23 protein-coding genes are annotated in these 18967 nt (G+C 63.8%); 21 read left to right on the forward strand and 2 right to left on the reverse strand.

All coding sequences use genetic code 11. The features are described from left to right. Window positions 1–26: 26 nt before the first annotated feature. From gpW to HLH48_RS05995, 14 genes are all read left to right on the forward strand, one after another. Window positions 27–254, forward strand: coding sequence for a gpW family head-tail joining protein (gene gpW / locus HLH48_RS05930; protein WP_182996567.1), 228 nt, complete (start codon window positions 27–29; stop codon window positions 252–254). Next, entirely contained in the window at window positions 251–1894 is a 1644-nt protein-coding gene (locus HLH48_RS05935) for a phage portal protein (RefSeq protein WP_182996568.1), read from the forward strand. The genes gpW and HLH48_RS05935 overlap by 4 nt, the downstream gene beginning before the upstream one ends. After that, window positions 1891–2748, forward strand: a complete 858-nt coding sequence (locus HLH48_RS05940; protein WP_182996569.1) for a S49 family peptidase — start codon at window positions 1891–1893, stop codon at window positions 2746–2748. Before HLH48_RS05935 ends, HLH48_RS05940 begins: the two co-directional genes overlap by 4 nt. 30 nt (window positions 2749–2778) lie before the next feature. Further along, entirely contained in the window at window positions 2779–3465 is a 687-nt protein-coding gene (locus HLH48_RS05945) for a hypothetical protein (RefSeq protein ID WP_182996570.1), read from the forward strand. Beyond that, the gene (locus HLH48_RS05950) at window positions 3420–4133 is read left to right on the forward strand and encodes a head decoration protein (RefSeq protein ID WP_182996571.1); all 714 of its coding nucleotides are present in this window, start codon (window positions 3420–3422) and stop codon (window positions 4131–4133) included. Before HLH48_RS05945 ends, HLH48_RS05950 begins: the two co-directional genes overlap by 46 nt. Before the next feature lie 95 nt (window positions 4134–4228). After that, on the forward strand, window positions 4229–5263 hold the full coding sequence (locus tag HLH48_RS05955; protein WP_182996572.1) for a major capsid protein: 1035 nt from the start codon (window positions 4229–4231) through the stop codon (window positions 5261–5263). 3 nt (window positions 5264–5266) lie between these two features. Then, the gene (locus HLH48_RS05960) at window positions 5267–5608 is read left to right on the forward strand and encodes a head-tail joining protein (protein ID WP_264812427.1); all 342 of its coding nucleotides are present in this window, start codon (window positions 5267–5269) and stop codon (window positions 5606–5608) included. Next, window positions 5605–6135, forward strand: coding sequence for a hypothetical protein (locus HLH48_RS05965; RefSeq protein ID WP_182996573.1), 531 nt, complete (start codon window positions 5605–5607; stop codon window positions 6133–6135). Before HLH48_RS05960 ends, HLH48_RS05965 begins: the two co-directional genes overlap by 4 nt. 12 nt (window positions 6136–6147) lie before the next feature. Further along, complete coding sequence (locus HLH48_RS05970) at window positions 6148–6330, forward strand: DUF2635 domain-containing protein (protein WP_182996574.1); 183 nt, start codon at window positions 6148–6150, stop codon at window positions 6328–6330. Further along, window positions 6327–7823, forward strand: coding sequence for a phage tail sheath subtilisin-like domain-containing protein (locus tag HLH48_RS05975; RefSeq protein ID WP_182996575.1), 1497 nt, complete (start codon window positions 6327–6329; stop codon window positions 7821–7823). The genes HLH48_RS05970 and HLH48_RS05975 overlap by 4 nt, the downstream gene beginning before the upstream one ends. 9 nt (window positions 7824–7832) lie before the next feature. Then, the gene (locus HLH48_RS05980) at window positions 7833–8210 is read left to right on the forward strand and encodes a phage tail tube protein (protein ID WP_182996576.1); all 378 of its coding nucleotides are present in this window, start codon (window positions 7833–7835) and stop codon (window positions 8208–8210) included. Next, window positions 8207–8881 carry a phage tail assembly protein gene (locus HLH48_RS05985; protein ID WP_182996577.1) on the forward strand — a complete coding sequence of 225 codons (675 nt, stop codon included), beginning with the start codon at window positions 8207–8209 and terminating at the stop codon, window positions 8879–8881. Before HLH48_RS05980 ends, HLH48_RS05985 begins: the two co-directional genes overlap by 4 nt. Window positions 8882–8998: 117 nt before the next feature. Next, a complete protein-coding gene (locus HLH48_RS05990; protein ID WP_182996578.1) occupies window positions 8999–10891 on the forward strand; it encodes a phage tail tape measure protein in 1893 nt (630 codons plus the stop codon). After that, window positions 10892–12199, forward strand: a complete 1308-nt coding sequence (locus HLH48_RS05995; protein WP_182996579.1) for a DNA circularization protein — start codon at window positions 10892–10894, stop codon at window positions 12197–12199. It begins immediately after the preceding gene. A 1-nt stretch (window position 12200) separates the two neighbouring features. On the opposite strand, the gene HLH48_RS06000 is transcribed toward HLH48_RS05995, so the two are convergent. Both HLH48_RS06000 and HLH48_RS06005 read right to left on the reverse strand, forming a co-directional pair. Then, entirely contained in the window at window positions 12201–12578 is a 378-nt protein-coding gene (locus tag HLH48_RS06000; protein ID WP_246386966.1) for a helix-turn-helix domain-containing protein, read from the reverse strand. Then, complete coding sequence (locus tag HLH48_RS06005; protein WP_182996580.1) at window positions 12578–12871, reverse strand: type II toxin-antitoxin system HigB family toxin; 294 nt, start codon at window positions 12869–12871, stop codon at window positions 12578–12580. The genes HLH48_RS06000 and HLH48_RS06005 overlap by 1 nt, the downstream gene beginning before the upstream one ends. Window positions 12872–12885: 14 nt before the next feature. On the opposite strand from HLH48_RS06005, the gene HLH48_RS06010 reads away from it, so the two are divergent. From HLH48_RS06010 to HLH48_RS06040, 7 genes are read left to right on the forward strand one after another with little or no spacing between them, the layout of a single operon-like run. Then, the gene (locus HLH48_RS06010) at window positions 12886–14133 is read left to right on the forward strand and encodes a phage baseplate assembly protein (protein ID WP_182996581.1); all 1248 of its coding nucleotides are present in this window, start codon (window positions 12886–12888) and stop codon (window positions 14131–14133) included. Then, complete coding sequence (locus HLH48_RS06015; protein WP_182996582.1) at window positions 14130–14642, forward strand: phage baseplate assembly protein; 513 nt, start codon at window positions 14130–14132, stop codon at window positions 14640–14642. Before HLH48_RS06010 ends, HLH48_RS06015 begins: the two co-directional genes overlap by 4 nt. A gap of 11 nt (window positions 14643–14653) precedes the next feature. Next, window positions 14654–15154 (forward strand): phage GP46 family protein, encoded by a 501-nt coding sequence (locus HLH48_RS06020; protein ID WP_182996583.1) that lies wholly within the window; start codon window positions 14654–14656, stop codon window positions 15152–15154. Continuing rightward, window positions 15155–16309, forward strand: coding sequence for a baseplate J/gp47 family protein (locus HLH48_RS06025; protein WP_182996584.1), 1155 nt, complete (start codon window positions 15155–15157; stop codon window positions 16307–16309). A gap of 3 nt (window positions 16310–16312) precedes the next feature. After that, window positions 16313–16963, forward strand: a complete 651-nt coding sequence (locus HLH48_RS06030; protein WP_182996585.1) for a YmfQ family protein — start codon at window positions 16313–16315, stop codon at window positions 16961–16963. A 16-nt stretch (window positions 16964–16979) separates the two neighbouring features. After that, entirely contained in the window at window positions 16980–17552 is a 573-nt protein-coding gene (locus HLH48_RS06035; protein WP_182996586.1) for a hypothetical protein, read from the forward strand. After that, a complete protein-coding gene (locus tag HLH48_RS06040) occupies window positions 17549–18961 on the forward strand; it encodes a hypothetical protein (RefSeq protein ID WP_182996587.1) in 1413 nt (470 codons plus the stop codon). Before HLH48_RS06035 ends, HLH48_RS06040 begins: the two co-directional genes overlap by 4 nt. The last annotated feature ends 6 nt before the right edge of the window (window positions 18962–18967 follow it).

Below are 18967 nucleotides of genomic sequence, written 5' to 3' on the forward strand. Positions count from 1 at the left end.
CCGTCCCTCGTGGCCCGTGGGCGGGCATGACGGAAGCCCAGGTGACCGCCGCGCGCAATGGCGCGCAGCAGGCCTTGATCCAGCTGATGAGCGGCAAGCGCCCCCAGTCGGTGAATTATGCGCAAGGCGACGGCAGCCGAGGCGTCAGCTTCGCGGCCGCCACCCAGGCGGAGTTGCGGCAGAATATTCGTGAATTCAACATTCTCCTCGGCGTTGCGGCCCCGAGGCGAGCGATGAGGCCATATTTCCGATGAAAAAACCCGGCTTCCTCGGTCGCATGTGGCAGGCAGTCGCTGGCGACGGCCCGATCCATGTTCCTTCGACGCTACCAGGCAATTTCATGGGCGGCATGGGCGGCGCGTTCGCTTATGATGCGGCCAACCTGTTCGGTGAAGAAAATGCGGAATGGAACCCCCTCCTCCGCTCGCCGGACAACGCGATCAATATCAACCGCGACCGAATGGCAGCGCGGGCGAACGATCTTTATCGCAACGACGGCTGGGCGCGCGGCGGCATTACCCGCATCAGGGATAATGTCGTCGGCGCACAGTTCCGCCTGGTCGCAACGCCCGATCATCGGGCCCTGGCGCGGCGCTATGGACCGGCCTTTGACGGCGAGTGGGCGCATGATTACCGGCGTGCCGTCGAAGCTGAATGGCGGACTTTTTCGGAAGATCCGCTTTTCCTATGCGACGCGGTCCAAAAAATGACCGTCATGCAGATCTTCGGCCTCGCCTTCCTGCATCGGCTGAAGGATGGAGATTCGGTCATCGTCATGGGGTGGGATGATGACCGGATCGACATGGGATCGAATTCTGCGACGACGGTGCGCCTCGTCCATCCCGACCGCTTATCCAACCCATATCAGCAGATGGATACGCATAAACTGCGTGGCGGCGTGGAACTGAACGATGATGGAGCGGCGATCGCCTACCACATCCGTCGCGCGCACCAGTTCGACTATTTCGATGCTGTTGAGAGCATGATCTGGGACCGCCTGCCCCGCTATACTTCCTGGGGACGCCCTGTCTGCATCCACTCCCATGATTCGGATGACGCCGATCAGCACCGGGGGGTCAGCGCGTTCACGCCCGTCATGAACCGGTTCCGGATGCTGGGACGCTATGACCAGGCCGAGTTGCAGCAGGCTCTGATCCAGACGATCCATGGCATTTTTTTCGAAAGCCCGTATGACCCGGAGGATGCCGCCCTCATCATGGGCGGCAGCGACGAGATGTCGCCCTACCAGGCAGAAAGGGCGCGGTTCCACCGAGAAAATCCGATCTCGATCGGAGGCGTTCGCGTTCCATCCCTCGCCCCTGGTGAGAAAATCGGGACGGTCTCGGCAACTCGCCCCTATAGCGGCTTCCAGGACTTCCAGCATGCCTTCCTGCGCAACTTCAGCGCAGCCATGGGGGTGTCGGCAGAGCAGATGAGCATGGATTACAGTCAGACGAATTACAGTTCGTCGCGCTCGTCCATGCTGGAAACGTGGAAAACGATGCTGCGCCGGCGCCGCGATTTCTCAATCGATACGGCCACACCGGTCTATGTGGCGCAACTGGAAGAACAGTTCGACCGTAAGCGTGTGCCACTGCCTCGCAATGCCCCGACTTTTCTGGAAGCGCGCGCGGCCTATGCCCGCTGCAACTGGATCGGCCCCGGCCGAGGCTGGGTCGATCCGGTGGCGGAGCGCCAGGGCGCCGTCCTCGGCCTCGATGCCGGCTTCGGCACGCTGGAACGCGAGTGTGCCGAACAGGGGCTGGACTATGAGGAGGTCCTGGATCAGCGCCAGATCGAACGGCGCATGATGACGGAACGCGAACTGCCCTTCCCGGAATGGGCGGTCGGTGTCCCGGCCAATGACGCAACCAAGAAGCCGGATGCACAATGAGCCGCTTTCCATTCCTCGCCCAGCGCCTGTTCAACGTGCCGATTGCGATCCACCCGCAGAAAGCGGAGGTCGTGGTCTGTGCGCTGGCCGACCGGCTCGGTGTCACCCACCTGTTTCACGGCGGCAAGACGATCGCCCTCGATGCGTCGGGTCTGTCCGATGAAGGCCCGGCGCCCGATACCGGCTATGATGTCGTCGGCGGGGTCGCTGTCATTCCCGTGGTCGGCACGCTGGTCCAGAAGCTGGGCAGCCTCCGGCCCTATTCGGGCATGACCGGGTATGACGGGGTCCGGATCAATTTCATGACTGCGTTGCTCGACGCGGATGTGAAGGCGATTGTCCTGGATATCGATAGCCCCGGCGGTGAGGTCGCCGGCTGTTTCGACCTGGTCGACCTGATTTATGCCAATCGCGGCAGAAAGCCGATCTGGGCGATCCTGAACGAGAACGCATTCAGCGCGGCGTATGCCTTGGCGTCGGCCGCCGACAGGATCACGGTACCGCGCACCGGCGGCACCGGGTCGGTTGGTGTCATCTGCATGCACACGGACCTGTCGCGCGCCCTCGACAAGCAGGGGGTGGTCGTGACGCTGATCCGCTATGGCGCCCGCAAAGCCGAGGGTTCGGAACTGGAACCTTTGTCTGACGGCGCCAGAGCCAGAATGCAGGCGGATATCGATCAGATGGGCGGTCTGTTCTGCGATACGGTCGCGCGCAATCGCGACATCAAATCCACCCTTGTCCGGTCATACGAGGGCGGAACCTTCTTGGGCGCGGCGGGAGTACAGGCCGGATTGGCCGACGCCGTGCGCGCGCCGAGCGACGCATTCGCCGAGCTGCTGTCGTCGCTCTGATCAATCAGACAACTGAAAGGGAACAGGCCAATGGCAAATCGTGCCAATGGGGCGCTGTCGTTCGCCCATCTGCTGGGCTCCACCACCCTGTCGCGCGGGCGCCGCGCGGAGGAGGACGACAATCGCGTCGATACCGACGAGGACGACGGCCGCGACGGCGCGGACGCCGAAGACGACGACAGCCATCCGGCAGGCCGCCGCGCACGCGGTGCCGACGATGACAGCGGCGACGATGACGACGATCGCCCGGCGGGGCGACGGGCCCGGCGCGCCGATAATGATGACGACGGCGAGGCCGGCGATGGCGAGCCGGCGGGGCGCCGGGCATCGCGCCGCCGGGCGGATGACGGCGACGACGATGACGCCTCGGCCGACGACGAGACGGACGAGGACGATCCGCAGGCCTCGGCCGCCCGGTCGCGCGAGCGCGCGCGATGCGCGGCGATCTTTCGCTCCAAGGCGGCAGCCCGGCGCCCGGATCTGGCCGCGCATCTGGCATTCAACACCCGGCTGCCCCGCAACCAGGCCGTGGACCTGCTGCGCGCCAGCGCGGCGGGTGGCCGGTCTCGGTCCGGCGACACCGGCCTCTCCGCGCGCATGCGCGCCTTCGGCGATGCCCGCGTGGGAATGGACCGGGCCGCGCCTGACGAATCCGTCGGTGCGTCCCGCAGTTGGGAAGCCTCGGCGGCGCGGGCCGGCATCAAGCTGAAATCCTGAAGGAGATCGGGGAAATGGTCAGCCCAGTCCTGAACGAACATTTTTATGACGGCGCATTTCTGGTCCGCGAGGCCAACGGATTCCTCTCGCGGGATCTGGGGGAAATCGTCAATGCCACGGAATCCGATGTGACCTTCGAAGGCGGCCTGGTGGTCAGCGCCGGTGGGACGGCCCGGGCCGATGTCGTCACCGGAGTGGAGAACACGGGCAATGGCACCGCTGGCGCAGTAACCGTCGCGAGCGGCACGGTTCCGGGCAACTATGTGGTCGCCTTCACGGCGCCGACAGCCTTCACGGTCTCCGATTTCTCCGGGAACGAGATCGGGGCCGGCACGACAGGCACCGCATTCTCGGGCGGAGGGCTGGCATTCACCATTGCGGCGGGCACGACGGCATTCGTTGCCGGCGATGGCTTCACGATCGTCGTCGTGGCGAATGACGCGCAATACGTGCCGTATACCGGGGCGACGGCGGCGGTCGGTATCCTCTTCAACCTGACCACGGTTCCCAGCCTATCATACCGCAAGGTGACCATCGTGAAGCGCATGGCCGAGGTCAACGGTGCCGAGCTTCAGTGGGATGCTTCGGTGACGGGCGCGGCGAATGCTACCACGCTCCAGGCGCAGGCTCTCGCCAGCCTGGCGGCAGCCGGCATCGTCGCCCGATAATTCCCGGCGCAGTCGCGCCTTTCTGAACAACGACAGCATGCGTGCCTCCAGGCTTCCGGCCAGGGGGCGCGACTGCGCACGCATGGAATCCAGATATGGTTTCGCTGAACGTCTTCAATCGTGACCCGTTCACGACGATGGAGCTGACCAGCTACGTCGACAAGGTCCCCTTCAACCCGACCGGTATCGGCGATCTCGGCCTGTTCGAGGACCTGCCGATCCGCACCTCGTTCCTGATGGTCGAGGAGCGTGACCAGAAGCTCGTGGTCATCCCCACGTCGCCGCGCGGCGCGCCGGCAACCGAACGTGACACGGAGAAGCGCAAGGCGCGCTTCTTCCAGGTCCCGCGCCTGGCGCATGGCGATACGATTTATGCAACCGAATTGCAGAACGTGCGCGCGTTCGGCACCCAGACCGAACTGATGCAGGTGCAGGACGAAGTCAGCCGGCGCCTCGTCGGCCCGACCGGCCTGACAAGCAACATGGAATATACCTGGGAACTGCACCGCCTCGGGGCGATCCAGGGCAAGCTGCTCGATGCCGACGGGACCGTGCTGTACGACTGGGCCCAGGAATTCGAGATCGAGCGGCCGGCCGAGATCGGTTTCAACCTCACCGCCGCCGACCCCGTGCTCGGCAGCCTCCGCATCCAATGCAACAAGATCGTCCGCGCGATGATGCGTGCGGCCCAGGGGGCATGGTTGCCGTCCACCCGCGTCATGGCGATGTGTGGTGACGATTTCTGGGACGCGCTGATCACGCACAAGGACGTGCTGACCACGTACTTCAACTGGGAAGCGGCGCGCGAACTCCGGAAGGGCACCGCCTTCGAAGCCATGGATTTCGGCGGCATCAGCTGGTTCAACTATCGCGGGTCGAACGACAACACGACTGTCGCGGTGCCGCCGGACAAGGTGAAGTTTTTCCCCCAGGGTGCGCCCGGAGTCTTCCAGCGCGCCCTGGCGCCGGCGGAGGCCGCCCAGTGGGTGAACACCCTCGGCAAGCCGATTTACGTCATCCCGATCTTCGATCGCGACCGCAATTTCTGGTGGCGGATGGAGACGTACTCCTACCCGCTGCACATCTGCACCCGGCCGGAAATTCTCCAGTCCGGGCGAATTGGCGCCTGATCCGTGATCGACTGGGACGGCCTGGTCATCGGGCCGTGCATGCAGGCGTTCGGGGATGACACCGTCATCTGGACGTCTGCCGAGCCAGGGGCCCAGCCGGTCACCATTACGGCCATCTTCGACAACGGGTTTCGCGCCCTGATGGTCGAGGGCGGCGATGGCGGCATGGCCCCCGACCATATCACCGCCAGCACGCCGATCCTCGGCGTGCAGCTCAGCCAGTTCCCCGCGCCGCCCATGCAGGGCGACACGGTAACGGTCGGGGGACAGGTCTACCAGGTCAACGAGGTGCAGCCCGACGGCAAGGGCGGCGCGCATCTCCAGCTCATCGAGGTGTGTGGATGACGCTTTATCGTGTCGAACTGCGGGAGGCTGCGGCGAAAGCGCTCGTCGATGCTGCCACGATGGCAGGGCAGCGCGTTTTCACTGCCTGCACGATGCCCAGCCGACCGGCTGACTTGCCCAACATCTATGTGCAGTCTCCGACCGATCGGGCGGAAAGCCTCAACCGCGGACCGCCACAGTTCGTGCGGACAGGTCTGATCGTGGTGATCGCCCGCGTTTCTGCCGCCAGCGGCCCGGAGGCGGAGGTCGCTCTGGATATCCTGACCGAACAGATCGAGTTGGCGATCCTGACCAACGGGCCGCTCATGCGGATGATCACCCAGGTCAGCAGCCTCGAAACTGGCATCCGCGTCAACGCCGAAACCAGTCCGGTGATCGGGGAGGCACGGATGGATTTCACCATGGAGTGGATCGAGACCTACCCGATGCAGTCGGCAGGTGCCGCACCGGTCGCGATCGCCGGATCCATGCAGTCTGGCGGCAATTCCACCTTCGCCGGCATGAACGTCAATTCCCCTCAATCCTGAGGATTCCCCGAAATGTTCGTAAAACCCGCCCCGGGCCGTGCCGTGCGCATTCCCGGAGCCCGCCGGCTGTTGTCCGAGGTGGGCGAGACCGTGCCGGACAGCACGTTCTTCCAGTTGTGCCTGCGAAATGGCGATGTCGTCGAAGCCTCGCCGCCGCCCCCCCTTCCTGCCGCCGCATCTGAGGTCCCGCAATGAGCGACAGCATCACCATTCCGGGCTATTCCGCCAACACGCGTGTGCCCGGCATCCGCTTCGCGCTGGACAATTCGAAAGCGAATTCCGGCACGGCCGGCCGTCGGGTGCTGATCGTCGGGCAGATGCTGGCCAATGGGTCCGCCACGGCCGGCGCGGCCAGCATCTCGGCCGGCCCGTCGGACGCAGTGAAGAAATACGGGGCCGGGTCGCAATGCGCCCTGATGGTCACCCGCTACATGCTGCTCGATAGCCAGGGCGAGGTCTGGGTGCTGCCTCTGGCCGATGACGCGGCATCAGTCGCGGCAAAAGGGTCGTTGACTGTCTCTGGCACGGCTGCCGCATCCGGGACACTGGCGCTCTATTTCGGCGATGTTCTGGTGCCGGTTCTGGTCACATCCGGCGATACGGCGGCGGCTGTCGCGGCCAACATCGTCCTGGCCGCCAGCGGCATCACGGGGTTGGCCGTCAGCCTGGCGGTGGACGGGACCACGGCGGCCAAGGTCAATGTCACGGCCCTCAATAAAGGGGCGGCGGGCAACGATATCCTCCTCGGGCTCAATGTGCTGGGTACGGCCGCCGGGCAGGCGACGCCATCTGGCATCACCGTCACGCTGACGCAGATGACGGGCGGCACCCAGAACCCGACAGGACTGTCCAGCGCGTTGTCCGGTCTGGGCAACCGGGTCTATGACCTGTTCATCCATCCCTATACGGATGCGGCCAGCCTCACGGCGTTCCGCCAGGCGTTCGACAACCTGACCGGCCGCTGGTCGCCCGACGAACAGATCTACGGCCATGGGATCACCGCCTATCGGGGCACGTACGGGCAGGCCACGGCATTTGGGCTGACCCAGAATGATCCGCACACCACAATCATGGGCATTTCCGACAGCCCGTCGTCTCCCATGGACTGGGCGGCCGAGATCGGTGCCCGTGCGGCCATGTCGATGCGGACCAATCCGGCACTGCCGATCACCGGCGTCGCCGGGGTCCTGAACGTTCTGCCTCCGACAGATGCCGGGCGTTTCATCGCATCGCAGCGCAACAGCCTGCTGTGGGATGGGATGTCGACGCACACGGTCGATGACAGCGGCACCGTTGCGATCGAGCGGCTGATCACGACCTACCAGACCAATGCGGGAGGGCAACCGGACGACAGCTATCTTGGGATCGAAACCCTGCTGACGGCAGAGGTGTGCCTGCAGGACATGCAGGCCTACCTGTCCAGCCAGTTCGGCGGCTATGGGCTGGTCGCAGACGGCACCACGATCGGCGCGGGCGCCAAATTCACCACCGCCCAGCTGATCGGCAAGGCCGTGGTTGCCCGATACCGATGGCAGGCAACCCAATACTGGGTCCAGAACGCGGACATCTTCGCCCGGAACCTGGTAGCGCAAAATGCCGGCGGCGGAACGGTGAAGCTGCTGATGCCATACGATTTCGCCAATCAGCTGTGGCAGATCGCCGGGAACTGCCAGTTCGTGAAATCGTAAGGGGAAATCATGACAGTCTATCGTGGTCCCCTTGCGGGGCAAGCGACGCTGACGATCAACGGATCGTCCTTTGACATCGTCGGGGAGGCCCAGCACCAGGCATCCGGGCCGGTGAACGAGACCCTGAAAGGCCAGAGTCGGGTCGAGGGTTTTTCGTCGATGCCCGGCGAAGGGTTTATCCAGGCGACCCTGCGCGACCGGCCCGACTTCGATGCTGGATCGCTCCAGGGCGCCAGCGGACTGACCGTGGTGCTGCTCAAGGCGAACGGCCAGGTCGTGACAGCCGTGGATGCGTGGCAGACCGAGCGCATCAACGTGAACACGCAGGAGGGCACGTTCGAATTCCACTGCGAGAGCGACACCGTAACCGTGGATGTGGTGGCATGACGCTGGAATTCGAACCGCTGAGCGACGAGGCCGCTCTGGCCGCTTTTACACAATCCACGCAGTCCTATTCATCTCCCGAACGCGATACCATGCTCGTCATGGTCGAGCCGATCGAGTGGAAAAAGCAGCAATTCGATTGCCTCCGGTTGCGGGAGCCGGTCGTGGCACAGGTGCTGTTTTCAACCAGAGCGATGGGCAAGCGGCCGACCGAAGTTACGGTGCGCGATGCTCAGCTGGACTTAGTAGAACGCGTTTCCGGCTGGCCCTCGGGGGCTGTCGGCATGCTTCAGGTCTCAGTTCAGGACAGGTGCATCATGTATCTGACCGACTTCGAGGAGGAGGCGCGACGTCCCGTGGACGCTGAACCCGAGCGGACACCGGAAATGCGGCTTTTGCTCACGGTCGCCGTTGAAGCGACGGGAAAAAGCCACTCCGAAATGGTGCTTCGCGAGCCGGTGGGGACGGAACGTCGTCGATACGACGTCGCGCGTGAGCGGGCCACCCCGGAAGCGCTCCTCCAGGCCGAAGTCAATCTCGTCGCCGACGTAAGCGGCTGGCCGCTGGCTGCGGTGCTGAAAATGCCGATCAGCGATTTCGCACGGGCAGCGGACTACCTGACCGGTTTTTTTATTCGTGGCCCGCGAACTGGGCCGATCTCCCGGCCGAGCTGAGCCGGTTTTTCACGGGCTGGACCCGGTCGGATGCTGAAACGCTGACCGGAACCGAAATGCTCGAATGGGCCGAGCGCGCCAACCGGATTTCCGAACAGCAGAAGAAGGCGATCGAGAATGGCAAACGTCGGCGCTAAGGTCACGATCTCGGCGAACGATCGCGTCTCATCCATCGTCGACCGTATCAATGGTCGCCTGGATCGGATGCGCGCACCGGTCGAGCGGCTGCGGTCCTCATTCGGGCGCCTGGGTCGCCTCTCGGGCTTCGCGTCCCTGAACAACGGCATGCAGCGCATCGCACGGTCTGCCCTGGGCGCCTTTCGCACCATGGGCCAGATCGTTCCTGTCCTGAGCACGATCACCGGCGCCGCCAGCGTGGCCGGGATCTACCGGCTTTCGAGCGCCTGGGCCCAGTTCGGCACCCAGTTGCGCACTGCCTCGCGTGCGATGGGCCTCGCACCCCAGAGGCTTCAGGCCATGCGCAATGCCGCCCAGTTGGCCGGCGGTTCGGGTGATGCCATGAGCAATGCGCTCCAGCAGCTGTCCACCACCCGGTGGGAGGCTGCGAACGGCTTTGCGCCGGAGGCGGCTGCGCAATTCCAGGCGCTCGGCATTTCGTTGCAGGAATTGCAGACCATTGCGCCCGACAAGATGTTCGAACGGATCGGCAGCAAGATCCGGGCGATTCACGATCCTGCCGCGCGCACGATCGCGGCCATGCAGATCTTCGGCGGCGCGGCGCAGGGTCTGCTGCCGATCTTCCAGCAGACGGAACGCGAGTATCAGGCCAACATCCGCCTGGCGGAACGCTACGGCGTCATGAATCAGCACGGCGCCGACGCGGCGGCGCGCCTGCAACGGTCGACTAGCGGCCTCGGGTTGGCAGTAGAGGGCTTTGGCAACAGCCTTGCCGAGGCCGTCGAGCCTGCTCTGCGCCCGGTTATCGATGGCATGTCCGAATGGATTGCTGCCAACCGGCAATGGATCGCACAGGACATTGCCGGCTATGTCGGCCGGTTCATGGCCTGGCTACGCAACGGCGGCTGGCAGGAGATCAAGGACAACGTCCACGCGGCCTACCTGGAGGTGTCTAACGTCGTCGACAAACTGGGCGGTTGGGAAAATGCGGGTCGCGCCGCGCTCGGTGCGATCGCCGCCCTTTATGCGCTGCCGGTCGTGGCCGGACTGCTCCAGGTCGCGGCAGCCGTCACGTCGATCGGTACGGCACTCACAGGCGTCGGAACGGCTGCCGGCCTGGCGGGGGTGGCTATGCGGGCCGGGGTGGGTTTCGCAGCATGGGAGGCCCTGCATCCCGCCTACACTTCTGCGAACGACACGCTGTCGCCGGAGATGCGTCGATCGCTCGGACAGGACGTGACGAAAAACGATCGGCTGTTCGATGTTTACGCGCGCAGTGTCGCGTCGATCGAACATTCCCGTTACGACCAGATGGGGGGCGCCGGCGGAGCCTATGCCGGCCGGTATCAGATGGGCCGTGGCGCGATCAGCGATGCGGCTCGGTGGCTGCACGAGGATGCCCCTTCTCAGGCCCGTTTCCTGAGCGATCCCGCAATGCAGGAGCGGTATTTCCGCGCCTACACGGCGTCCAATCAGGCAACCTTGAGTGCCAACAGCGGCGCATTCCGGCGCATGGATGCGGAGGGAAAGGGAGAGATCCTGGCCTATGCCCACAATCAGGGCGCAGGGGGCGCGCTCTCGTTCCTGCGGACGGGGCAGGTCGGAACGGATGCGAACGGCACGCCTGGCACCGCCTATTCTGACCTTTTCGCCCGGAACGTGGCATCCGCGCCGGCCGCGATTGTTCCGCCCGGCAATATCAACGGGCCAGCGGCCACCGTGGCGCCGCAGGGCCTGAAAGTCGAGGTCATCCACGAAAACGCGCCCCCTGGATCGAAGGTGCGCGTAACGTCCGCCAGTTCGGGGCTGCGGGTGTCATCGGTCACTCAAAGCCGGGCGATGGCTCCGGATATATCGGGAGGGGGATTGTAAATGTCGGGCGCACTCTCCACCTTGACGAACCTCGGCGGCCAATACCTGCAATGCTCCTTCAGGGGCATCCCGTTCGCGGTGATGGGGACTGGCGGAGAGCCGGGCCGGAAGTTCGCCGTCCATGACTATCCGTACCGCGATACGCCCTGGGCTGAGGATATCGGCCGCAAGGGACGCATCTACCGTATCCGGGGCTTCGTGAACGGCGCATTGTGCCAGGCGCAGCGGGATCTCCTGGTCAACGCGTCGGAGACCAAAGGCAACGGGCTGCTGGTCCACCCCTCCCTCGGGGCGATCCAGGCGGCGTGCCTGCGATTCGAGTGGCGCGAACGCGATGGCTATACCAACGTCATCGATCTGGAATTTGAATTTCTCGAACAGAAAAACTACCTCAGCACCACCATTCTCACGGCGCTGCATGCCGCAATCGGAGTGGCGACGATCGCATTCAACGCGGCGTCATCGTCGGATTATGGCAGCATCGCCGCGCCTAAAATGGCAGTCGGGTCATCTGTTGTGAGCGCGGCTGTCGGCACTGCCAGCAGCTGGGCGGCAGGTGCCGTAACGGCCCTGTCGTCGCCGGCGGCCTATGCCGCCGCCGTGGCGACGGTGCCGGGCAATAATGGGCGATATACCAGCCTCAATGCTGGCACCGTGGACCCGTCGGCCACAGTTGGCAGCGCGCTGGCGGCGCTGGCAGCCAGCCGGGAAGGCCTGGCTCGTTATGCCTCCGCCATCGGCACCCAGGCCGATGCAGCAGGCCTGGCTGCCGCCATCCTGGCCGTGCCGGAAGCCCTGCGCGGCGCAATTCCCGATCCGGGCACCCAGATCGCCCTGCTGACCCTGCTGGCACAATTCGACCAGGCCGTGCTGGCATCGTCGGCGCCGATTGGGGGCGCCATCGCGGCAGTACAGACCGCCACAGCCATGCTGTGCCGCCAGGGTGCGCTGCTCTCGATCGCGACCGCCTGTTCGGACTGGCAACCAACCTCGTCCAGTGAGGCCGAGACGCTGCGGCAATGGGTCGGCGCCCTGCTGGATGCTGAGGCAACGATCGCGGCGGATGCGGGCTACGATGCGACGTGGCAGGCGTTGCGTGCTCTGCGGGCGAACGTTTTGCAGGACCTGGCCCAGCGGGCCAGTCAGTTGCCCGACATCATCACCGTAACGCGCAACGCTCCTCTTCCTGCGCTGGTGCTGGCCCAGCAGATCTATGCCGATGCGACCCGGGCGCCGGATCTTATCCGACGCGCCAATCCCATCCACCCGGCCTTCATGCCACCCAGCTTCGAAGCGCTATCGAGCTGAATCACGCCGCCGCGCGGCGCGGAATCAGCAGATCGGCTGGAATGCCCCAGGCGGCGCGAACAGCGGCGATCATCGACAGGCTCAGATCCCGGCGACCGGCCAGCACTTCGCTGGCGCGAGGGCGCGACCCCAGAACCTGGGCGAGATCCGCCTGCCCTAGCCTGTTCTGCTCCATGTAGAACCGGAGAACATCCACAGGATCGGGCGCCTCGATCGGGTAATGCTGGTTCTCGTAGGCTTCGATCAGCGTCGCCAGAACATCGAACCGGTCAGCTTCCGGCGTGCCGGGCGCGGGCTCAGCGTGGAAATATTGCTCGATTTCGGCGAGGGCCCATTCGTGATCCGCATCGGTCCGGATCGGTCGGATATCCATCATCATCACACGGTCTCCGGGTTGATTTTGTCATACTGCTTGTGTGTGCCGACAAACTTGATCAGCACGCGCTTGTAGCGATAGGCCACATGAACGATCAGGCGGTATTTATTGCCGCCGATATCGAAAATCACGCGGGAATCGCCCACGAAATCGGCGCTGCCGAACATGGCCCGGACATCCGCCGGCCCATTCCATTCGGACTTCGACACCAGTGCATACCACGCGCGCAGCGGCGTTTCTGCCTTGGGCTCGGCAGTCCAGAAATCCTTGAGGGTTTTCAGCGCGATCACGTTCATGGGCATTTTGTAGCATGTTCCATTTTTGGGAACAAGCAGAATATTCCATTTTTGGGAACATTCGGGAGAGCCTCATGTCAGACTTGCTGGCATCCATCGGCGACGTGCTGGGTTACGGCGCCCAGCCATCCGACGACGTATCGATCGTCGTCGGCAGCCTGAAAATCAGTGGCTGGACTGAGGTGCAGATCCGCTGCGGGGTGGAAATCATGCCCTGGGCGGCGGACCTGATCGCGACGGAGTGGCAGCCGGGTAGCCAGACTGACGTGACGATCAATGAGGGCGACGCATGCCAGATCTATATCGGTAGCGATCTGGTCCTGACCGGGTATGTGGTGACGATCGATCGTGAAATGACACCGGACAGCCACGCCGTCCATGTCGCCGTTGCATCGAAATCGATCGATCTGGTCGATTCCGCCGCCGAGATCGCAACCTATCAGCTCAACAGCATGAATGCCCTGGCGATCATCCGGAAGCTGGCGGCAACCGCTGGAATTTCGGTCTATCCCGTGGCTGGGGCTGGCAGTGTCGATATTCAGGTCTTTTCGATTATCCTGTCAGAAACCGCCTATGAGGCGATCGAGCGCGTCTGTCGTCTGGCCAACTGCCTGTTCTACGACCGCCCGGACGGCAACATCGCCTTGGCACCGGTGGGCATTACGGTCATTCCATCCGCTTTCGCTCAGGGCAGGAATGTCGAGGCTGCACGTGTCCGCGCGAGCCAGGCAGGCCGCTTCGCCTCCATCCAGGCGATCATCCAGACCCCTCTGGTGCTCACCCAGCCGCCGGCGAGCAATGACTATGTCAGCGAGTTCGCCGCCAAAACCGCCCCCGTCAACGCAGTCGGGTATGATAACGGCATTAGCCGCCCCTGGCGGAGGATGCTCGTGCCCGTCGAATCCGGCGATGACGGAAATTACGACTACGCGCGCCGGCGCGTGCAGTGGGAGGCCAGTCGACGCTATGGCCGATCGCAGGTCATCGAACTGACCTGCGACGGTTGGCGCGACAACAGCGGATCCCTGTGGTCGCCCAACACGATCGCGCAGGTGAGTCTGCCGGCCCTGAAACGCGATGGCATCGAATGGCTGATCACCGAACTGGTCTTCCGCCGCGACGAAGGGGGAACGCATTGCGATGTCACGCTGATGCCGCCGGAGGCGATGGTGCCTGAGCCTATCCTGCTGCCCATGCAGGCGAACGAGGGGATGCGGGCGATCAACAGCAACAATGCCGCACCATTGCCCGGTGGCCTGTGAGCGCCCCTCTCCGTCGGCTGGGGCAGCGGGTGCTGACGGCTCTGGGGATCGCCCGGCAAATCTCGGACACGGACGAAAGCCTGCCCGTCAGCCGGATCCAGGTAGTGCTGCCCGGCGGCGAGATCCGTTCGGATGTGCCGCTGCTCCAGCAGTACGGCGTGGCCAGCCGCCCAGTTCCGGGGGCTGACGTGGTCCTCGTTTTCCAGGGCGGTGACCGGGCCCGGGGCGTCGGTGTTGCCAGCGGCGATCAGCGCAACCGGCCCGACTACCTCCAGCCGGGCGATGTGGCGCTGTATCACCCCCGCACAGGCTCGCGGATCTGGCTGAAGGGCGATGGGTCCATCCAGATCGATCCTGCAGCCGGCCGGGGCACGATCAGCGGTGATTGGACAATCGAGGGCACCGTCACCGCGAAAGAGGTGATCGCGGGAGTGGTTGCGCTGTCCACTCATCCCCACAGCGGCGTGCAGCCGGGAAGCGGCCAGACGGGCAAGCCCCTCGCAACCTGACGGAGCTGGAAATGGACATAGCAATCGCATGGGATCCAGTTGCCGGGCGCGGCGACTGGTCGATCGTCTCTGGCGACCTTGCACTGGGCGACAGTCTCGCATCCGCAGTGCTTGTCAGCCTGTTTACGGACCGGGTGGCGGCCGACCAGCCGACATCGGCCGATACCGCCATCGGCATATCCGCATCCTCGGGACCGGCGGGCAGCATCGCAGCCGATCGGGGCGGATGGTGGGGCGACGCGTTCGCGGATGTGCCGATCGGCTCGCGCCTATGGCAACTCCGTCGTGCCGTGAAGAGCGGTGACGCTGCCATACCAGCCGAGGTTCAGGCGATCGTGTCCGAGGCCTTGCAGTGGCTGATCGATGACGGTGTCGCATCCTCGATCGCGGTCGACGCGTGGTGGAGCGTCGCGAACCGGCAGTCGGTCGAATTCAGGGTGTCGGTCATCGAGCCGGGGCACTCAAACTCACGCGTGTTCCAATTTTCATGGGCTTGGAAGGAAATATCGTAAATGCCCTATGCGCGCCCCACCCTGACGCAATTGCGCCAGCAGGCCGTGCAGGATGTGATCAATGGCGGGATTCCCGGCGTCGTCTCCCTGATGCGCTTTTCGGTCCTGTACGTGCTGGCAATCGTCCTCGCGGGCCTGGCATGGCTGCACTACGGCTATATCGACTGGGTATCGCTCCAGGCGGTCCCATGGACGGCCACAGACGAATATCTGGCAGGATGGGCTGCCCTCAAGGGTGTCCAGCAGAAGGCGCCCACGGCGGCAACATCCACCGGGATCAGTTTTGTGGCAACCGACAGCAATACGATCCCGGCCGGCACACAGATCTCCTTCGTCGGCGGATTTGTCGCTACCGTCACTGCCGACAGCGTCACCGTCAACGGCACCACCGTCGCCAACGCACTGATGACGACGACGGGGAGCGTCGGCAATCTGCCCGCCGGCACGATCGCTACGCTGACGGCGCCGGTCCCGGGCGTCCAGACCACAGGCACCGTCATCGCGGCGTTTACGGGGGGCGCCGACATCGAGGATGAAGACGCCTTCAGGGCGCGCATGCTGGCTGCCTATCAGAACGGCGGCACCAACGGCAACGTGTCCGACTATGTGCAGTGGGCGAAGGCGGTCCCTGGCGTTACGCGAGCCTGGGTTGCCCAGAACTATATTGGCGACGGGAGCCTTGGCCTGTTCGCCATGCTGGATAAGGCGAATGCTCAATATGGCGGCCTGCCGCAGGGAACGAACGGCGTATCGTCTGCCGACAGCCGATACACGGCGGCCACCGGAGATCAGTTGGCAATCGCCAATGCGGTCTGGCCCGACCAGTCGGTGACGGATCTCGTTGTCGTCTGCGCGCCGACCGCACAGCCGGTCGATTTCGCGATCACGGATCTGGGGAGCGGAAACAGTGCGGCCAACCAGGCTGCAATTCGCACCGCATTGCAGGATATGTGCACACGGCTGTCGTCGCCGGCCGGGATGTGGATCGCGAATGCGGAGGGGGCGCCAACCGGGACGATCTACCCAAACCAGTGGGAAGAAGCGATCGCCGCCCTGGGCCTGTCGACCTTTACAGTCCAATCCCCCACCGGTCCGATCTCGGGAAGCGTTACGGGCGCGATGCCGACGCTCGGCGCCATTACATACGCGTCGTGACCCATGCCCGCACCGATCTATTCGATTTCCGATTTCGCCTCAGCCATCCTCCGCCTGCTGCCACGCGGGCCAATCTGGCCCCGTGCATCCGACAGCACGGTATCCGCGGTTGCATCCGTCTGGGCCCCCGCATTCCAGCGTAGCGCCGCACGCGCCGCGCACCTTCTGACCGACGCGTTCCCGTCCACGGCCATCGAACTGTTGCCTGCATGGGAAAGTGCGCTCGGGCTGCCGGACCCATGTGCCGGCTCTAATCCACTGCTGTCACAACGTCAGGCGCAGGTTGTATCGCGACTCACAGACAACGGTGGATCATCTGCGGAATATTATATCAATCTCGCAAAATCTCTCGGATACGACATCACAATTACGATGTTTACTCCGTCGAGATTTGGGCAGGCACGATTTGGTTCCCCCTATCTTGGACGCGCCTGGGCTTACGTCTGGCAGATCAACTGTTCTGATATCGGGATTCAATCCGCACAGTTCGCAAAGTCGCTGTTCGGCAATCCATACCGAACATGGGGGCTGAATGTTCTTGGGTGTGAGATGCGTGCCCGCGCACCCGCAAGAACAACATTGATCTTCAATTTTTCCGCAGGAAATCCGACGCCTTTGGATCAGTTTATCCTGAACATTGGCACCCTGTCCTGAAAAGAAGGGAATTTGCATGCATCGCCTATCGAACGGCACTCAGGTCACGGCGATGCCGGTGCCTGCCGCCGTTTCTGGCACGCCTGGCTTCGCGACAGGTGGATCGCCGGGAAATCAAGCTGCGTCTGTTATCGATCCCGATGCGTTCAACACGCTTCAGGAGGAGTTGATGGCATGGCTTGATGCGGTCGGAGCCCTCCCCGACAAAACCAATAACGGCCAGACCCTCGCGGCAGCCCGGACCCTCTTCATGGCATCTGGTTATTCGAGCACGGGCACATCGCCGGACTCTGGTGACTCGACAGGCATTATCTGGGTCAAGGTCGGCACCATGTGCCGTCTGCTGTGGCAGGAAACGAACGTCTACGACTCAAAAACCATCAATCTGCCGTTCAATTTCTCGCCCGGCTATTTCTTCGGATCCCAGACGGGCGCCCCTGCGGGCTGGGCATCCTGGGTCAACGGCACGGTAGGACACAACACCGTGACGCTGCATGTCGGCAAACAGTCCGGCGGAACATCCGGCGTTGCCGCCAGCGGTGATGGATTTTCGGCGTCGATGATGGTTGAGGGAGTGCTGGCCACATGACAACCACTCCGCTCGGCGGCCTTGTCATCAGTTTCGTATCCGGCGCTACACTGACTGCATCTCAGCTCAATGCCATCCAATATGGCAAGATGGACGTGTCGAACGGGCAGGCTCTGTGCCCGATCTTCACCGCTCAGGACGCGGTCACTGATGCCGTCCGTATCCGCAACACAGCAGCGGGCACGAAGCGGACATCCATCTCATATAACGACGATTGGTACTGGGGGACAGATCAGCCCGGGAACGGCGACGGCGGTTATTACGTCTACCACAAGGCGACCAACAACCTGCCGATCAAGTGGACGGGCGACGATCAGTGCATCATCCAGTGGTCGCAGTCGCAGTCTCTGACGTCCAATGCCTACGCCGGCGTCGGCGGCGCAATGCAGATCAATGCCTATTACGGTCGATCCGCACCCATGGCTGGATCGTCCGCGACGTTTTCGGTGATTTCCAACGTCTATGACGTCAAGGCGCTGCCGGACGGAACGAACAGCGAGATCTCGTGCGTCTATACCTATCTCCAGCCGTTCTCGTCGCATTCGCAAAAGAACATTCACCTGATTGGCTACGACAATCACCTGATCACCAATATCACCGCGGACCCGACCCAGCGGCCGAGCGTGCAGTTGGGCATGTCCTATCTCATGACGCCCTTGGCGGCGGGATCTGAACTGATGGACGGCAACGGCCAGGGCAGTTTCATCTTCAGCGCCTGCAATCGGCCGCTCTCGGCTGACGAAATCACCTATTACGGCGGCGACCCATCGACCGGCCGAACCTATCCTGTCACCGCGATGTATGTCGCGTGTGGGTTTTCGGGATCGCCCGCTGTTGTCGACGGCTCATACGGCAATGCCGATTACGGCGCGATGTATGCGTATCTGGCGGGCGGCGGTGGCGGCAGCGTCTACAATTCGACGCAGCGCAGCCGGTTCAAGGTGTGCTTCGGGGCGTACGACTGGACCGATTTCGGGATCTATATCGGGCCACCTACGGGCGCGTCGTCCACCGGAGGCTACCAGGTCGGCATCCAGAATGGCTATCTGACGGTTCTGGGCGGCCAGCCGTATGACGATAGCGGCGTAATGCTCAGCATTCTTCCGGACCAGCGGGGCACGAAAACCCATGCCGCCTCAATGCGCGCGGCGATGCAGATCGGCAACCAGTGGCTGATCGGCCGCGACTGGGCGATGGCGGGCGGTACCGACCTGTTCGTCGCCCCTGCGGGCGCCTCGTCGCCCGTCCTGCAACTCGACACGGCAAAAATCGGACTGTTCGGCGTGACTCCGGTCACGCGGCCCGGTGTGACGGCCCTCCCGTCGTCTCCGGCGCTGTCCGATGTCGTGACCACACTCTCCAGCCTGCTCAGCGGCCTCAGTGCGCTGGGCGCCGTCACCGTCCATTAATTAGGG

The sequence above is a fragment of the Gluconacetobacter sacchari genome (assembly GCF_014174255.1).
GTDB classification, from domain to species: Bacteria; Pseudomonadota; Alphaproteobacteria; order Acetobacterales; family Acetobacteraceae; genus Gluconacetobacter; species Gluconacetobacter sacchari.

Excerpts from the sequence above, each read along its gene's own strand:
- gpW (WP_182996567.1), top strand. The coding sequence starts at position 27 with ATGACGGAAGCCCAGGTGACCGCCGCGCGCAATGGCGCGCAGCAGGCC.
- HLH48_RS05935 (WP_182996568.1), top strand. The coding sequence starts at position 251 with ATGAAAAAACCCGGCTTCCTCGGTCGCATGTGGCAGGCAGTCGCTGGC.
- HLH48_RS05940 (WP_182996569.1), top strand. The coding sequence starts at position 1,891 with ATGAGCCGCTTTCCATTCCTCGCCCAGCGCCTGTTCAACGTGCCGATT.
- HLH48_RS05945 (WP_182996570.1), top strand. The coding sequence starts at position 2,779 with ATGGCAAATCGTGCCAATGGGGCGCTGTCGTTCGCCCATCTGCTGGGC.
- HLH48_RS05955 (WP_182996572.1), top strand. The coding sequence starts at position 4,229 with ATGGTTTCGCTGAACGTCTTCAATCGTGACCCGTTCACGACGATGGAG.
- HLH48_RS05965 (WP_182996573.1), top strand. The coding sequence starts at position 5,605 with ATGACGCTTTATCGTGTCGAACTGCGGGAGGCTGCGGCGAAAGCGCTC.
- HLH48_RS05970 (WP_182996574.1), top strand. The coding sequence starts at position 6,148 with ATGTTCGTAAAACCCGCCCCGGGCCGTGCCGTGCGCATTCCCGGAGCC.
- HLH48_RS05975 (WP_182996575.1), top strand. The coding sequence starts at position 6,327 with ATGAGCGACAGCATCACCATTCCGGGCTATTCCGCCAACACGCGTGTG.
- HLH48_RS05980 (WP_182996576.1), top strand. The coding sequence starts at position 7,833 with ATGACAGTCTATCGTGGTCCCCTTGCGGGGCAAGCGACGCTGACGATC.
- HLH48_RS05985 (WP_182996577.1), top strand. The coding sequence starts at position 8,207 with ATGACGCTGGAATTCGAACCGCTGAGCGACGAGGCCGCTCTGGCCGCT.
- HLH48_RS05990 (WP_182996578.1), top strand. The coding sequence starts at position 8,999 with ATGGCAAACGTCGGCGCTAAGGTCACGATCTCGGCGAACGATCGCGTC.
- HLH48_RS05995 (WP_182996579.1), top strand. The coding sequence starts at position 10,892 with ATGTCGGGCGCACTCTCCACCTTGACGAACCTCGGCGGCCAATACCTG.
- HLH48_RS06000 (WP_246386966.1), bottom strand. The coding sequence starts at position 12,578 with ATGATGATGGATATCCGACCGATCCGGACCGATGCGGATCACGAATGG.
- HLH48_RS06005 (WP_182996580.1), bottom strand. The coding sequence starts at position 12,871 with ATGAACGTGATCGCGCTGAAAACCCTCAAGGATTTCTGGACTGCCGAG.
- HLH48_RS06010 (WP_182996581.1), top strand. The coding sequence starts at position 12,886 with ATGTTCCATTTTTGGGAACAAGCAGAATATTCCATTTTTGGGAACATT.
- HLH48_RS06020 (WP_182996583.1), top strand. The coding sequence starts at position 14,654 with ATGGACATAGCAATCGCATGGGATCCAGTTGCCGGGCGCGGCGACTGG.
- HLH48_RS06025 (WP_182996584.1), top strand. The coding sequence starts at position 15,155 with ATGCCCTATGCGCGCCCCACCCTGACGCAATTGCGCCAGCAGGCCGTG.
- HLH48_RS06030 (WP_182996585.1), top strand. The coding sequence starts at position 16,313 with ATGCCCGCACCGATCTATTCGATTTCCGATTTCGCCTCAGCCATCCTC.
- HLH48_RS06035 (WP_182996586.1), top strand. The coding sequence starts at position 16,980 with ATGCATCGCCTATCGAACGGCACTCAGGTCACGGCGATGCCGGTGCCT.
- HLH48_RS06040 (WP_182996587.1), top strand. The coding sequence starts at position 17,549 with ATGACAACCACTCCGCTCGGCGGCCTTGTCATCAGTTTCGTATCCGGC.